Genomic DNA, 15220 nt, shown 5'->3' on the forward strand with positions numbered 1-15220 from the left:
CCCGCCGCCCCCGCCGTCCCGTTGCGCGCCGCCTCCAGGGCGCGGCCCAGGGCTTCGTGCAATTGGCGCTCGTTCACGGCGTGCGCCCTTCGGGCCGGCCGGGCGCACGCGGGGCCCCGGCCCCGCCGCCGGGCGCCATCGGGCCGGAGGCGGTGTCGCGGATTTCATCCTCGCGGTGCGCGACGAAGGAGTTGAGCGTCTCGCGCATCAGCGACGGGCTGCGGCGCGCGCACATCATCGAAATGCCCTGCAGCACCATATTCATGAGCACGATGCGCTGCTCGGTGCGGCGCTCCAGCTTGACGGCCACGGGTTTGAACACCAGGTTGGCCAGCAAAATGCCGTAGAACGTCGTCATCAGGGCCACGGCCAGGTGTTTGCCGATCACGACCAGGTCCCCGCTGGCGATCACGTCCATCAGGTTGATCAGGCCGACCAGGGTGCCGATCATGCCGAAGGCGGGCGCGTAGCTGGCCATGACGCGAAAGAGCTGCGCCTCGGCCGCCTCCTTGGCTTTCATGCGCGAAATCCGCCACTGCAGCAGGTCCAGGATGTCCTCTTCCGGGATGCGGTCGATGACCAGCTGCACCCCCGTGCGCAGGAAAGGATTGGAGATGCGCGGCAGCGCCTTCTCGACCATCACCGGGTCGTCGCGCATCCACAGGCGCGAGACGTCCACCAGCTCCTCGATGTCGCGCTCGGTGTACAGGCGCTCGTTGCGCATGACGGTGCCAATGAGCTTGAAAACCCGCAGCACCTCGCCCATCGGGTAGCTCAGGAAGGTGGCGGCCATGGTGCCCACCAGGACGATGCCGATGCTCGGCCAGTCGATAAACAGCCAGGGATCGTCGGCCGCAAACAGGATCAGGACGCCCAGCAGGACGACGCTGGCGACCATGCCGATCAGGGTGGAGGGATTCATCCGCACGCGCTCCAGGGGGGCGGCATCGCCCCATGCGGGCTATTGTGCCCCAGCCAACTGGCATAGAATCAAGCACCGGGCCCAAACGTTGGAGCCCGGTTTTTGTGTCCACCGCCCCGTGCTGGCGGCTTCGGACCCGGCCGGCTCCAAATCAAGCGCTCGCAGCCATTGGGCCGTGCACTGCCACAGCGCGCCGCCCGCCCCCACTGCCACCCCGGAGCCTTGACCATGGAAATCTTCGATTACGACAACGTCCTGCTGCTGCCGCGCAAATGCCGGGTGGAAAGCCGCAGCGAATGCGACACCTCGGTGGAGTTTGGCGGCCGACGCTTCAAGCTGCCGGTGGTGCCCGCCAACATGAAGACGGTGCTGGACGAGCGCATCAGCGAGTACCTGGCCGCCAACGGCTATTTTTACGTCATGCACCGCTTCGACCTGGACAGCGCGGCCTTTGCCAAGCGCATGCGCGAGCAGGGCCTGTTCGTGTCCATCAGCTCCGGCGTCAAGGCGGGCGACTACGCATTGATCGACCGGCTCGCCGCCGAGGGCGTGGGGGCCGACTACATCACCATCGACATCGCCCATGGCCACGCGGACAGCGTGCGCAAGATGATCGAGCACATCAAGCACAAACTGCCGCAGACCTTCGTGATTGCCGGCAACGTGGGCACGCCCGAGGCCGTGATCGACCTGGAAAACTGGGGCGCGGACGCCACCAAGGTGGGCATCGGGCCGGGCAAGGTGTGCATCACACGGCTCAAGACGGGCTTTGGCACCGGCGGCTGGCAGCTCTCGGCGCTCAAGTGGTGCGCGCGGGTGGCGACCAAGCCCATCATCGCCGACGGGGGCATTCGCCACCATGGCGACATCGCCAAGAGCGTGCGTTTTGGCGCCGCGATGGTGATGATCGGCTCGCTCTTCGCCGGCCACGAGGAATCCCCCGGCCAGACGGTGGAGGTGGACGGCAAGCTCTACAAAGAGTACTACGGCTCGGCCAGCGACTTCAACAAGGGCGAGTACAAGCACGTCGAAGGCAAGCGCATCCTGGAGCCGATCAAGGGCAAACTCGCCGACACCCTGCGTGAGATGCAGGAAGACCTGCAAAGCTCCATCAGCTACGCCGGCGGGCGCAACCTGGCCGATCTGCGCAAGGTGAACTACGTGATCCTAGGCGGTGAAAACGCCGGTGAGCACTTGCTGATGTAGCGGCCGGGCGCGCGCTGCACCCCCACTCGCCCCGCCCCTCAACCGCCGGTGGGAATGCCAAAGACCAGCTGCATTGCCAGCGCATGCAGCCGGGTGCCGGGCAGGCTCAGGTCCTCCAGCACGCTGAAGTGGTTGCGACCCGCGATGCGCTCGACCACCGGCACGCGGCGCGCGCCCCAGGCCTTGCGCATCACGCCGTTTTGGCGCAGGAACTCCGCACTCTCGTCCCCGCCGACCACAGTGTAGAGCGTGCCGGTGGCGGGCGCGGGCAGCCGGGCCGGGCTGACCCGCTGAACCTGCTCGGGGGTCAGGCGCAGCGACGCCTGCAAAAACGGCACCCGACTCACGGGCTCCAGGTCGTACAGCCCGGAGATGGACAACGCGCCCTTGACCAGATCCGCCGGCAGACCGCGGCGCACGCGCGGCCACTCACACAGCATCAGCTGCGTGGCCAGATGGCCACCGGCCGAGTGGCCCACCAGATACACCCGCGCGGGGTCGCCCCTGTGCTCGGCCGCATGGGCGTGCACCCAGTCCACGGCCCGCACCATCTGCATCACGATGTCCGGGATCGTCACCGCGGGGCACAGGGCGTAGTTGGGCACCACGACGCATGCGCCCTGGTTGCGAAAGGGCACGGCCAGAAACGAATGCTCGGATTTGTCGAGCGAGCGCCAATAGCCCCCGTGGATGAAAACCACCACGGGAGAGCCCGCCGCGCGCGCCGGGAAGATGTCCAGCGTCTCCTGCGGGCCGCTGCCGTAGGGGACATCCAGCACGCAGGGGTGAGCCTCCCGGGCGTCCTCGGACGCCTCGGCCCAGCGCGCAAAGTGCATCGCGTGCTCGGGCACCAGCGCCCGATTGTTATACATGCGGTCCAGCCATTCGGGACTTCGGCTCGCCATGGTGTATCCTCTGCCGGGTGGTGATGCCAGCAACGTTCGCACACCCGACGGCGCCGACCCCCAGACAGGCCGCAAAACCGCGCGGCAGCGGCTCAGCGCGGCGCGCGGCGCGGAGCCGATTCCGGCCGCCGCCCGCGCGGCGCACCGGGGCGCCCACCCCAGCCGCGGTGGCCATCGGGACGGCGCGTGTGGCGCGGGGTGTCCATGGGCCGCTGCGGCTCCAGGCCCGGGATCGTCAAGGCTGGTATCGGCTGGCGGCTGAAGGCCTCGATGGCACCGATGCGACGGCGGTCGCGCGGCTCGGCCATCGTGACGGCCAGACCACGGCGCCCGGCCCGACCGGTGCGTCCGATGCGGTGCACATAGTCCTCGGCTTTCATCGGCAAGCCGTAGTTGAAGACATGGGTGATGGTGGGCACGTCGATGCCGCGCGCGGCCACATCGGTGGCCACCAGGATCTGCACCTGCCCCTGCCGCAGCGCCTGCAGCCGGCGGTTGCGCAGCCCCTGGCTGAGGGCACCGTGTAGGGCCACGGCGGCAAATCCCGCCTGCTGCAGGTCTTGCGCCAGCTCATCGCACTCGATTTGTGTGCTGGCAAACACGATGGCCTGCTCGATCGCCTCGTCGCGCAGCCAGTGGTCCAGCACGCGGCGCTTGTGCGAAGGGCCGTCGCACCAGTACAAGCGCTGCTCGATGTGGGTGTGGCGGTCCTGCGCCGTCTCCAGCGCGACGCGCTGCGGCTCGCGCATGATGCGCGCGGCCAGCGCCTGGATGCGCGGCGCGAAGGTGGCGCTGAACATCAGCGTCTGGCGGCGACCTTCGGTCAGGCGGTGGATCTCGGCCAGGTCCTCGGCAAAGCCCAGGTCCAGCATGCGGTCGGCCTCGTCGAGGACGACGTGCTGCACCGCATCCAGCCGCAGATGGCCGCCGCGGTGCAGATCCAGCAGGCGCCCCGGGGTGGCCACCACCACGGCCGCTCCGGCCAGGCGCTGCAGTTGCACCGCGTAGGGCATGCCGCCCATCACGGTCGCCACACGCAGGCCGCGCGTGTGGCGCAGCAGGTCCACGGCGTCTTGTGCCACCTGTTGGGCCAGCTCACGCGTGGGGCACAGCACCAGCGCCTGCGGCGCCGCAGGCTCGAAACGACCGCGCCCCGGCCCGCGGCCGCGGCGGGCGGACTCGCGCGCTGGCTCGGCCACGGCCTGTCGGCACAGGGCGTCGAGCACGGGGAGCAAATAAGCGGCTGTCTTGCCGCTGCCGGTCTGGCTGGACACCATCAGGTCGGCACCGTCCGCATCGCGGGCCAGGGCCGGCGGGATGGCCGCCTGTTGTACGGGGGTGGGCTGAACAAAGCCGAGGTCGGCCACGGCACGCAGCAAGGGTTCGGCCAGGCCGAGCGCGGCAAAGCCGCCGTCGCAGCCGATGGCTGCAGGGGTCGAGGGGTTCATGGTTAGGATCCGTCAGGTTGTCATCACATCGACTACCAACGAATCAATCCTTCCACGGGACCGGCAAGCAGCAGATGCAACAAAAAACCGGCGCCGAGTGACGCCGGATGCACGCATTATGACACAGATTCGGTGTCAGCGCGTCAGCAGCAGCTCCACCACCCGGAACAACACCGCCGCCAGCACCGCCGTCGCCGGCACCGTGACGATCCACGCCGCGACGATGCGCAGCACCACCGAGCGCTTGACGATCTCCTGCTTGTACGCCTTTTTGAAGGCTTTGCGCTCCTTCTTGCTGAACCAGTCCGGCGCCAGCTCGCCGCGGCGCTCCAGGTCCTTGGCACGGCGTTTCATCTCCGTCAACATGCGCTTTTTCTCGTCCACGGGCGCGGCCTCGAAACGGCTCAGATACGCCTCGACCGCCTCGCGGTCCTCGCCCTGGTGGGCGGCGCGGACAACGGCTTCCATCTTGGCGTAGTTGACCTTGAGCAACTCCCGCAGAAAGCCCACCCCGAACACCGCCCCGATCGAGACATGGGTGGTGGACACGGGCATACCAAGCTGCGACGCAACGATCACCGTCAGCGTTGCCGCCATCGCGATGGCGTAGGCGCGCATGCGGTCCAGCTCGGTGATCTCCTTGCCCACGGTCATTATCGGCTTGCCGCCGTACAGCGCCAGCCCGAGCGACAAACCCAGCGCTCCCAGTACCAGGATCCACAGCGGCGTCGCCGCCTTGGCCACCACGGCCCCATGCAGGACCGCCTCGTAGATGGCCGCCAACGGCCCGATCGCATTGGCCACATCGTTGGCGCCGTGCGCAAAGCTCAGCAACGCGGCGGCAAACACCAGCGGCCAAGTCAACAGCTCGTTGACCGCGGACTTGGTCCCCGGCAGCGCGGCCGCACGGCGCGCGATGGACCCGCGGATGACCGCATAGGTCAGCGCGGCGGCGAAACCGGCCAACACCGCCGGCCAGAACACGATCTTCATGACGTTGTTGAGACCCTTGAGCAGCATGTAGGTCGCAAAAGCCCACGCCATGGCTGCGATCAGCAGCGGCACGCGGCGACCGGCCGCAGTCGCCATGTCGGCCTGGTAGGTGATCGAGCGCTTGATGAAGTACAGGACGGCCGCCGCAACGGCCCCACCGAACAGGGGGGGGAGATGACCCAGCTCGCCACGATGGCGCCGATGGTGCCCCAGTTGATGACCGTCCAGCCGCCGGCAGCGATCCCCGCGCCGGCCACCGCCCCGATGATGGAATGCGTGGTCGACACCGGCGCCCCGAGCACCGTGGCCAGATTCAGCCACAGCGCCCCCGCCAGCAAGGCGGCCAGCATCAGCCAAGTGAAGCGCTGGGGTTCGGCGAAGGAGCGCATGTCGATGATGCCGCCCTTGATGGTGCCGATAACGTCGGCCCCCGCCACGATGGCGCCCAGCGCCTCGAACAGGGCCGCCACGAGGATCGCTCCCCCGAGGCCAATGGCGCCGGAGCCGACCGGCGGCCCCATGTTGTTGGCCACGTTATTGGCGCCGATGGCTGCGGCGATGATCAAAAACCACAGGGCCTGGGTGGACAGCCCCGCCGCGGTTTTGACCGAGACGGCGGCGTACAAACCGGCCGCAACCAGACCGGCGACGGCCGCGGCCAGCCGCAGCGACTGCTCGAGCTGCTCACGGCCCGACCGGGTAACGGGGGACAGGATGGCGGACATTATGACGTGTCACGGAATAGTCAAAATTCCGCAAGCATACACCGGGCCGCCCGGCCCGCCCGATCAGGCCGACAGGCGCAGGAAGTGTTCTCGGTAATGCGCCAGCTCGTCGATGGATTCGTGCACGTCGGCCAGAGCCGTGTGGCGCTGCTGCTTCTTGAACGCGCCGTAGACCTCCGGCCGCCAGCGCCGCGCCAGTTCCTTGAGGGTGCTCACGTCCAGGTTGCGGTAGTGGAAATAGGCCTCCAGGCGCGGCATGTAGCGGACCAGAAAACGGCGGTCTTGGCCGACGCTGTTGCCGCACATGGGCGATGCACCCTTGGGGACGTAGCGCCTAATGAAATCGAGCAACTGCTGCTCGGCCTCGGCCTCGGTCACGCGGCTGGCCCTGACCTTGTCAATCAGGCCGCTGCGCCCGTGCGTGCCTTTGTTCCAAGCGTCCATGGCGTCGAGCACGGCGTCGCTTTGGTGGATGACCAGCACCGGCCCCTCGATGCGCGGATGCAGGTGCGGTCCGGTGACCACCACCGCCACCTCCAGCAGACGCTCGGCCTCGGGGTCCAGGCCGGACATTTCGCAGTCGATCCAGACCAGATTCTGGTCGCTCTTGGGCAAGGTCAGGGCCTCGGCGGACAGCGGTTCGGGCAGGGTGTTGGGGCTCGTCATGGCCCCTATTGTCGCCGACACACGGGCACGACATTGGCTAGACTGCGCGCATGGACACTGCCCCGCCCGCGCACCTGCTCTGGACCTGGACTTTCGTGGCCCTGCTGGTGGCCAGCCTGCTGCTGCGGGGCTGGCTGTACGCCCGCCAAATCCGGCACGTCGCGCGCCACCGCAACCGGGTGCCCGCGGCGTTTGCCCCCCACGTCAGCGCCGAGCAGCACGCCAAGGCCGCTGCCTACTCGATCGACAAGACACGGCTGGCGCTGACCGAGGCGGTCTGGAGCGCAGCCATCCTGGTCGGCTGGACCCTGCTCGGCGGGCTGGACCGGCTCAATCAGGCGCTGCTGCAGTGGCTGGGGGATGGGCTGCCGCAACAGGTCGCGCTCGTGGCGGCCTTCTTCGCGATCGGCGCACTGCTGGAACTGCCGCTGGCGTGGTGGCGCACCTTCCGGCTGGAAGCTGCCCACGGGTTCAACCAGATGACGCTGGGTCTGTGGGTGGCCGATGGGCTCAAGGGCGCTGCCGTGGCGGCGGCCCTGGGCCTGCCGCTGGCCGCGCTGGTCTTGTGGCTCTACGACGCCGCGGGCCGCACCTGGTGGCTGTGGGCCTGGCTGGCGTGGATGGCGTTCAACGCCACGCTGCTGCTGCTCTATCCCCGCGCCATCGCGCCCCTGTTCAACCGCTTCGAGCCGCTGGCCGACACCCACCTGCGCGAGCGCGTCAAGTCCTTGCTGGCCCGCTGCGGCTTTCGCGCCGCGGGAGTGTATGTGATGGACGGCAGCCGGCGCAGCGCGCACGCCAACGCCTACTTCACCGGGTTTGGCCCCGCCAAGCGCGTGGTGCTGTTCGACACCCTGCTGCAACGCCTGGAAGCGGCCCAGATCGATGCCGTGCTCGCGCATGAGCTGGGGCACGCCCACCACCGGCATGTGCTCAAGCGCCTGGTGTGGATGGGTCTGGGCAGCGGAGCCGCGCTGGCGCTGCTGGGCTTGCTGTCGCAACAGTTGTGGTTTTACTTCGGTCTGGGGGTGACGCCCAGCCTGACCGGCAGCAACGCCGCCCTAGCCCTGTTGCTGTTCGGGATGGTGTTACCCCTGGCTGGGGTGTTCGTGGCACCGCTGTTCAGTGCCCTATCCCGGCGCGACGAATACCAGGCCGACCGCTACGCCGTGCAGCAGACGGGGGCGCGCGCGCTGGCGGGCGCCCTGCTCACGCTCTACCGCGACAACGCCAGCACGTTGACGCCGGACCCCTGGTTCGTGCGCTTCTTTTATTCCCACCCCCCGGCGGCGGATCGGCTGGCGCGCCTGGATCTGCCCGGGGAGCGCGCATGAACCGGCGCCGCGACGCCGCCGCCGCCCCACCCGGCGCACATGACGGCCTGGTCGTTGCCACCTATGGCCGGCACCTGCTGGTCGAAGCGGACGACCGCACCCGCACGCGCTGCCACCCGCGCGGGAAACGCCAAGAGGCCGTGGTCGGCGACCGGGTGCGCTGGACGCCCTCCGGTGACGAGGGCGTCGTCGATACCGTGCTGCCGCGTCGCAACGTGCTGTTCCGCCAGGACGCGCTGCGCACCAAGGTGTTCGCCGCCAACCTGGATCAGGTGCTGGTGCTGCTGGCGGCAGAGCCGACGTTTGCCGAACCCCAGCTCGCGCGCGCACTGATCGCGGCCCGGCAGGCCGGGATCGAGGCGCTGATCGCCTTGAACAAACGCGATGTGCAGCCCGCCTTCACCGAGGCATGGGCGCGTCTAGCCCCCTACCGAGCCATGGGCGAAGCCGTGCTGCCGCTGCAACTGCAAGGGGACGACGCAAGTGCCGACGCGGACTTGACCGCGTTGACCGAGCGGCTGCGTGGACGCGTGACCCTCGTGATGGGGGCCTCCGGCGTGGGCAAGAGCACCCTGGTGAACCGGCTGGTGCCCCATGCGCAGGCCGACACGCAGGCCATTTCGCGCGCGCTGGGGACCGGCCGACACACGACCACCCGAACGAGCTGGTACTGGCTGGACGACGGGGACGGCGGCGCCATCATCGACTCGCCGGGGTTCCACGAGTTTGGGCTGCACCACATCGCCCCCGAGGCCCTGGCACGATGGATGCCCGACCTGGCCCCCTACGTCGGGCAGTGCCGCTTTCACAACTGCACCCACCGGCGCGAACCCGGCTGCGCCATTCAGGCGGCCATCGCCCCGCGCGGACCGATCGCCCCGCACCGCTGGCGGCTGTACCACGACCTGTACGAGGAATTGACCGCGGCGTGCACGCCCTGACGCTGGGCCCCGGACCCGATACGCGGCGCCTCAGAAGATGCGCGCCAGCAGCGCGAGCGCCAGCAGCAGCAACCACAGCACGACACTGCGCCACACCAGCCCCACCACACTGGCCAGGTGGGCAAGCTGCGGCTCGGGCAAATCGGCGGTCAGGGGCTCCTCCCCCACGACGCCGCGGGACAGGCGCACCTGGATGGCGCCCTCGGCCACCGACAGCAGCAGGTCGTCGCTGGGCTCCTGCCAAGGCCGGCGCTGCTGCCGCCAACGCTCCAGCGCATCCTCGAAGTGGCCCACGACGGCAAACCCCAGGACGGTCACCCGCGCCGGCCCGGCGTCGATCCAGCACCACGCCCGCTGGGCTAACCGGGCCACCGGCGCGCTCACCGGGGCATCCGGACGCCGCGTGCCGCCCCAGGCCTGCGCCAGCCACGCGGCCAAGCGGTACAGCACCGCCCCCGCCGGCCCCAGGCCAAATGCCGCCAGCACCACGAACCAGACGAACACCCCGAACACATGTCGGTGCGACGACAGGATGGCATAAGCGATGACGCGCCGCAGCAACTCCTCGCGCGGCCACTCGACGACATCGCCGCCCTGCCACTGCGCAAACAGGGCCCGCGCGCGCGCCTCATCGCCCGACTCCAGCGCCGCGCGAATCGCCGTGAAGTGGTGGCTGAACTGACGAAAGCCGATGGTGACATACAGCACAGCCACTGTCCACACGAACGCCAGCAAGCCGCTGGCCTGCGCCAGCAGAGCATGGACGAGGGCGGTCACCAGCACCGGCACCCCCAGCGCCACCGTCCAGACCAGCCAGCCATGCACTGCATGCCCGGCGTCGAATTGGCGCTGCACCCACGCCGCCCAGGCCCCGGCGGCGCCCAGCCACGGCGCCTGTGGCCCGGGGCGCCGCGCCTGGTCGAGCACGAGGGCGATCAGGACCGCGAAAAATGTCATGCGCGGATCATAGCGGTCGCTGCGGCCATTAGAAACCGATATAGGTTGCGCAGCATGCCCGCGGTCGCGCCCCAGATGAAGCGCTGGCCCCGCGGATCGTCGTAGGACATGGACAGCCAGCGCCGCGTCACTCCGCCCCAATCGACCTCGTGGTGGCGATGGTGGCGAGGGTCCATCAGAAAATCCAGTGGCACCTCGAAGGCCTCGGCCACCTCCTGTGGATTCGGGCGCCAAGGCCCGCTCGGGCGTACCAGACCGACCACCGGCGTGATCTCGAAGCCCGAGCCGGTCGCATACACCGGCAGGGTGCCGAGCGGTTCCACCCACTCCGGGGCCATCCCGACCTCCTCTGCCGCCTCGCGCAAGGCGCAGCGCACCGGGTCGCCCGCATCGCCGGCGTCCAGCTTGCCCCCGGGGAAGGCCACCTGTCCGGCGTGCGTGGGCAGGTGCGCGGTGCGCTGCGTCAGCAGCACCGTCGGCTGCGCACGCCAGACCAGGGGCACCAACACCGCCGCGGGCTTGGGCGGCCCATCGACCCAGCGCGGCTCGGCGCGAATCTCGGGCGTCCACACCGGCGGCCGGGCGAACCAGCCACGCAGGTCCTGCGCGCCCAGTCGCTCCACGGGCACACGCGGCAGCCCGTCGTCCCGGGCGACGACGGGGACCTGGCGGGGATCGAACGCGGGGAGGGTCAATGTCGTCTCCGTTGGGGGCCCCATTGTGCCGCGGCGCGCTCATGCATGAATTGCATGGCCGCATGGGAAACCGGCTTTGGACAAGCCCAGCGGGCACGCCTATGCTGCGCGCCATGCTCAACTTTTGCACCAAATGACATGAGCTTGTATCCCAACACCACCGCCCCCCGGCACGCCCTGCCGTCCTACCTGGATCCACACCACCTGGGCCCCTGGGGCATTTTTTTGCAACAGGTGGATCGCGTTGCCCCGCACCTGGGCAACCTCGCGCGCTGGGTGGAAACGCTCAAACGCCCCAAGCGCATCCTGGTCGTGGACGTGCCGATCCAAATGGACGACGGCTCCATTGCGCACTTCGAGGGCTATCGGGTGCAGCACAATACCTCGCGGGGACCGGGCAAAGGGGGCGTGCGCTTTCACCAGGACGTCACGCTCTCCGAGGTGATGGCGCTCGCGGCTTGGATGTCGATCAAGAACGCCGCCGTCAACGTGCCCTTTGGCGGCGCCAAAGGGGGAGTGCGCGTCGATCCCAAGCAGATGTCCATGGGCGAGCTGGAGCGACTGACCCGCCGCTACACCAGCGAGATCGGCCTCATCATCGGCCCAACCAAGGACATCCCTGCGCCGGACGTGAACACCAACGAACGCGTCATGGCCTGGATGATGGACACCTACTCGATGAACGTCGGGGAGACCGCCACGGGCGTCGTCACGGGCAAGCCGATCAGCCTGGGCGGCTCGCTCGGCCGCCACGAGGCGACCGGCCGCGGCGTCTTCACGGTCGGGGCGGAGTCGGCGCGGCGCATCGGGCTGGATGTGGCCGGTGCACGGGTCGCGGTCCAGGGCTTCGGCAACGTGGGCGGCATCGCAGCCAAGCTGTTTGCCGAGGCCGGCGCCCGCGTGGTCGCCGTGCAGGATCATGCCGGCTGTGTGTACCGCGAAACGGGCCTGGACGTCCCGGCATTGCTCGCCCATGTCAAACGCACGGGCAGTGTCGCCGGCTACGAAGCGGCCGAGGCCCTGGAGCGCGACCGGTTCTGGGACGTGCCCTGCGACATCCTGATCCCGGCGGCCCTGGAGCAGCAAATCACCGCCGCCAACGCCCACCGCATCACGGCCCGCCTCATCATCGAGGGCGCCAACGGCCCGACCACCCCCGATGCCGACGACATCCTGCGCGACCGGCGTGTGCTTGTTGTGCCGGACGTGGTCGCCAACGCCGGGGGCGTGACGGTCAGCTATTTCGAGTGGGTGCAGGACTTCTCCAGCTACTTCTGGAGCGAGGACGAGATCAACGAGCGCCTGATCCGCATCATGAAGGGTGCCCTGGACGCCGTGTGGCAAGTGGCCGAGGACAAGGGCGTAAGCCTGCGCACCGCCACCTTCATCGTGGCGTGCGAGCGCATTCTGCGTGCGCGCGATCTGCGCGGGCTCTACCCCTGACGCGCCGCGCTGGCCCCTGCCGGGGCCGTGCTACTGCAGCGGCCCCTTGAGCAGCGGCAAATCCGGCAGCGGCAGCACGGGGACGCCCTCCTCCAGCAAAGCCGCGGCCTCGTCCGGCGTCGCGACACCGCGGATGCTGCGCGCCTCGGCCTCGCCGCGGTGGATGGCCCGCGCCTCGACGGCGAAACGCTCGCCCACGTCCTCGCTGTCCTGCACCCAAGCGCGCAGCGCGCGCAAGACGCGGGCCTGCTGCTCGGGCGACAGGGGCGCCGATCCTTCCGCTGACGCGACTTGCGTGACCGTGGGCCGCAGCCCCTCGGGCGACTCGGTGCGTCGGGTCTGCACATACGGCACACTCAGTTGCTTTTTAATCGCCTGATCGCCACACACCGGGCATTCGAGCAGGCCGCGCGCCGACTGATCGCGAAAATCCTCTTCCGAGGCAAACCAGCCCTCGAAGCGGTGGCCATGGGCACAGGCCAGATCGAGCACCTTCATCGACGCCCCAGCTCCACCTCTTGCGCACCGCGCCAGGACTCGGCCGACCGCCACTCCAGCGGGCAGGCACCCGTTGTCACGTTCTGCCACCACAACAGCGCGGCCATTGTCTTGCCGTCGGTGACTTCGCCGCGCCACACCGCTTGCAGCAGCGCCGCGGGGCTGACCGCCAACACGTCCAAAAATTCCCCTTCGTCGAGCCGGCGCTCGCCCTCGCACAGCGCGCGCGCAAACCAGATCTCGATCACCTCGTCCGAATACCCGATGGCGGGATGCAGCACGCCCGCGCGCGCCCACTCACCGGCTTGGTAGCCCGTTTCCTCGCGCAACTCGCGCTCGGCAGAAACAAAGGACGGCTCCCCCGCATCCCGCTTGCCGGCGGGGAACTCGATCATCGCGCGCCGCACCGGATAGCGGTACTGCCGCTCTAGCACCAGCCGCCCGTCCGCCAACATCGGCACGACCAGCACCGCGCCCGGATGCCGCAGATACTCGCGCCCGGCCTCGCGGCCATCGGGCAATAGGACACGGTCGCGGCACAGCGACAGAAAATGACCCTGCCACACGGTCGAGGTCTCGCGGCAGACTTCGACCAGGTGCGCGGGATGTCGCTCGGGCACGAGCGCGGCATCGGACACGGCGACCCTCCAGAGCCCTCAGCGGCGCATCAGATAGCGGAACACGAACCCTGGGAAAGCCAAGGTCAAGAACATCGATGCCGTCACGGCGTAGAACTCCCAACCCTGCGGGTAGATCTGCCCGAGGTTCTGCTCCAGCCCCAGGGCCGCGGCCCCGACGACGAAATACAGCACCGTCAGCTCGCCCACCCGCCCCCAGAGCGGCTTGACGCCGCCACGGGCGGGCCACAGGGCCATCCAGCGCTCGTTGACGAAGGGCAAATTGGCACCCACGAGCGCCAGGGCGATCACCAGGCCAACGGCCAAATCCAGGCTCATGCGCGGACTCTAACGCGCCTCAGAAGACCGCGCGCACGGCCTGGATACACAGCGTCATCAGTCCCCCGGGCAGCAAGCCCAGAATCAGGACCAACGCCCCGTTGACGGACAACACCGCGCGCACCTGCAGCGGCGCCTGGATCGGTGCGGTCTGCGCCGGCGCATCGAAATACATCACCTTGACGACGCGCAGGTAGTAGAACGCGCCGACCAGCGACGCCAGCACGGCGAACACCGCCAGTCCGACGTATAGCCCGCCCCCGGCCGCCAGCAGCGCCTGCAGCACGGCCAGCTTGGCGTAGAAGCCAACCAGCGGTGGCACCCCCGCCAACGAGAACATGCACGCCGCCAGCACCCCGGCATACAACGGGCTGCGCTGGTTGAGGCCGGCGAAGTCGGCAATCTCCTCCGACTCGAAGCCTTCGCGCGCCAGCAGCAGCATCACGCCAAAGGTCGCCAGCGTCGTCAGCACGTAGGTCACGACATAGAACATGGCGGCGCCGAACGCCCCGCCCATGCCGGTGCGGTCCTCGCCGACCACGCCGCCCACCAGTGCCAGCAGCATGAAGCCCATCTGCGCGATGGTGGAAAACGCCAACATCCGCTTGAAATTGCGCTGCGCCACCGCCGCCAGGTTACCCACCAGCAGCGACGCCACGGCCAGGAAGGCCAGCATCTGCTGCCAATCGACCGCCACCGCGGGCAGGCCCTCGGCCAGCAGCCGCACCAGGATCGCAAACGCGGCCAGCTTCGGCGCGCCGCCGATCAACAGCGTGATGGACGTGGGCGCACCGTGGTAGATGTCCGGCACCCACATGTGGAAAGGCACCACGCCCAGCTTGAACGCCAGCCCCGCCACCACGAACACCACACCCAGCATGAGCACCTGCGGCTGGGCCACCCCCGCCTCGACGACACGCGCCACATCGGCAATGCCCAGGCTGCCCGTGGCGCCATACACCAGCGACAGCCCGTAGAGCAAAAAGCCGCTGGCCAGCGCGCCGAGCACGAAGTACTTCATCGCCGCTTCGGTGGCCCGCACATCGTCGCGCCGCAACGCCACCAACGCATAACTGGACAGTGTCAACAGCTCCAGGCCCAGATAGATCACCAGGAAGTGGTGGCCGCTGATCATGATGAACATGCCCAGCAGCGCAAACATGGACAGCGTGAACAGCTCGCCACCGCGCAGCATGTCGCGCGCCGCCGCGTAGGGCCGCGCATAAACCAGCGTCACCATCAGCGCCACGGTGGCAAAACACTTCAGCCACGCGGCCATGGGGTCGCTGACGATCATCCCGCCAAAGCCCGTGAGGGTCTGCCCGCTCAGGGCCAGATAGCCCTCCAGCACCGCGACCACGGCCAGCGTGAGCTGCGTGAGACGGAACGTCGCATCGCGCAACGGGGTATCGATGAACAGATCGAAAAGGGCGATCACACACGCCATCCCGAGCAACAGCAGCTCGGGGGTGGCCGTAGCCCAGCTGACAGCATCAATCATGTGACGAACGCTTTCTCGAATGGTTGGCCA

At 68.8% G+C, this 15220-nt stretch carries 16 protein-coding genes; 4 read left to right on the forward strand and 12 right to left on the reverse strand.

Translation table 11 applies throughout. From position 1 onward, the window contains the following. Positions 1–73: 73 nt before the first annotated feature. A complete protein-coding gene (locus V7026_RS02630; protein WP_334153689.1) occupies positions 74–922 on the reverse strand; it encodes a motility protein A in 849 nt (282 codons plus the stop codon). Positions 923–1150: 228 nt separating this feature from the next. On the opposite strand from V7026_RS02630, the gene V7026_RS02635 reads away from it, so the two are divergent. Further along, on the forward strand, positions 1151–2128 hold the full coding sequence (locus tag V7026_RS02635; RefSeq protein ID WP_334153690.1) for a GMP reductase: 978 nt from the start codon (positions 1151–1153) through the stop codon (positions 2126–2128). A 38-nt stretch (positions 2129–2166) separates the two neighbouring features. Here the strand turns inward: V7026_RS02635 and V7026_RS02640 are convergent, their stop codons facing one another. The 5 genes from V7026_RS02640 to orn all read right to left on the reverse strand — a co-directional run bounded on the left by V7026_RS02640 (position 2167) and on the right by orn (position 6865). Then, positions 2167–3033 (reverse strand): alpha/beta hydrolase, encoded by an 867-nt coding sequence (locus V7026_RS02640; protein WP_334153691.1) that lies wholly within the window; start codon positions 3031–3033, stop codon positions 2167–2169. Positions 3034–3125: 92 nt separating this feature from the next. Beyond that, a complete protein-coding gene (locus V7026_RS02645) occupies positions 3126–4481 on the reverse strand; it encodes a DEAD/DEAH box helicase (RefSeq protein ID WP_334153692.1) in 1356 nt (451 codons plus the stop codon). Positions 4482–4616: 135 nt separating this feature from the next. After that, on the reverse strand, positions 4617–5570 hold the full coding sequence (locus V7026_RS02650; protein ID WP_443082306.1) for an inorganic phosphate transporter: 954 nt from the start codon (positions 5568–5570) through the stop codon (positions 4617–4619). After that, positions 5534–6199, reverse strand: coding sequence for an inorganic phosphate transporter (locus tag V7026_RS02655; RefSeq protein ID WP_334153693.1), 666 nt, complete (start codon positions 6197–6199; stop codon positions 5534–5536). The genes V7026_RS02650 and V7026_RS02655 overlap by 37 nt, the downstream gene beginning before the upstream one ends. A 63-nt stretch (positions 6200–6262) precedes the next feature. Then, positions 6263–6865 carry an oligoribonuclease gene (gene orn / locus V7026_RS02660; RefSeq protein WP_334153694.1) on the reverse strand — a complete coding sequence of 201 codons (603 nt, stop codon included), beginning with the start codon at positions 6863–6865 and terminating at the stop codon, positions 6263–6265. A gap of 50 nt (positions 6866–6915) precedes the next feature. On the opposite strand from orn, the gene V7026_RS02665 reads away from it, so the two are divergent. Both V7026_RS02665 and rsgA read left to right on the forward strand, forming a co-directional pair. After that, on the forward strand, positions 6916–8199 hold the full coding sequence (locus V7026_RS02665; protein WP_334153695.1) for a M48 family metallopeptidase: 1284 nt from the start codon (positions 6916–6918) through the stop codon (positions 8197–8199). Continuing rightward, the gene (gene rsgA / locus V7026_RS02670) at positions 8196–9140 is read left to right on the forward strand and encodes a ribosome small subunit-dependent GTPase A (protein ID WP_334153696.1); all 945 of its coding nucleotides are present in this window, start codon (positions 8196–8198) and stop codon (positions 9138–9140) included. The genes V7026_RS02665 and rsgA overlap by 4 nt, the downstream gene beginning before the upstream one ends. A gap of 30 nt (positions 9141–9170) precedes the next feature. On the opposite strand, the gene V7026_RS02675 is transcribed toward rsgA, so the two are convergent. Both V7026_RS02675 and V7026_RS02680 read right to left on the reverse strand, forming a co-directional pair. Continuing rightward, a complete protein-coding gene (locus tag V7026_RS02675) occupies positions 9171–10097 on the reverse strand; it encodes a cobalamin biosynthesis protein (RefSeq protein ID WP_334153697.1) in 927 nt (308 codons plus the stop codon). Beyond that, the gene (locus V7026_RS02680; protein WP_334153698.1) at positions 10094–10792 is read right to left on the reverse strand and encodes a CoA pyrophosphatase; all 699 of its coding nucleotides are present in this window, start codon (positions 10790–10792) and stop codon (positions 10094–10096) included. The genes V7026_RS02675 and V7026_RS02680 overlap by 4 nt, the downstream gene beginning before the upstream one ends. 138 nt (positions 10793–10930) lie before the next feature. Here V7026_RS02680 and V7026_RS02685 point away from each other — a divergent pair, with 138 nt between their 5' ends. Beyond that, entirely contained in the window at positions 10931–12235 is a 1305-nt protein-coding gene (locus tag V7026_RS02685; RefSeq protein ID WP_334153699.1) for a Glu/Leu/Phe/Val family dehydrogenase, read from the forward strand. A gap of 30 nt (positions 12236–12265) precedes the next feature. Here the strand turns inward: V7026_RS02685 and V7026_RS02690 are convergent, their stop codons facing one another. The 4 genes from V7026_RS02690 to nuoN are packed head-to-tail and all read right to left on the reverse strand — an operon-like array spanning position 12266 to position 15190. Then, entirely contained in the window at positions 12266–12733 is a 468-nt protein-coding gene (locus V7026_RS02690; RefSeq protein ID WP_334153700.1) for a DUF1178 family protein, read from the reverse strand. Beyond that, positions 12730–13371, reverse strand: coding sequence for an NUDIX hydrolase (locus tag V7026_RS02695; protein ID WP_334153701.1), 642 nt, complete (start codon positions 13369–13371; stop codon positions 12730–12732). Before V7026_RS02695 ends, V7026_RS02690 begins: the two co-directional genes overlap by 4 nt. 18 nt (positions 13372–13389) lie before the next feature. Next, the gene (locus V7026_RS02700; protein ID WP_334153702.1) at positions 13390–13689 is read right to left on the reverse strand and encodes a DUF2818 family protein; all 300 of its coding nucleotides are present in this window, start codon (positions 13687–13689) and stop codon (positions 13390–13392) included. Positions 13690–13708: 19 nt separating this feature from the next. Further along, positions 13709–15190 carry an NADH-quinone oxidoreductase subunit NuoN gene (nuoN, locus tag V7026_RS02705; RefSeq protein WP_334153703.1) on the reverse strand — a complete coding sequence of 494 codons (1482 nt, stop codon included), beginning with the start codon at positions 15188–15190 and terminating at the stop codon, positions 13709–13711. Positions 15191–15220: the final 30 nt, after the last annotated feature.

Source organism: Tepidimonas sp. (assembly GCF_036825565.1).
In the GTDB taxonomy this organism is placed as follows: Bacteria; Pseudomonadota; Gammaproteobacteria; order Burkholderiales; family Burkholderiaceae_C; genus Tepidimonas.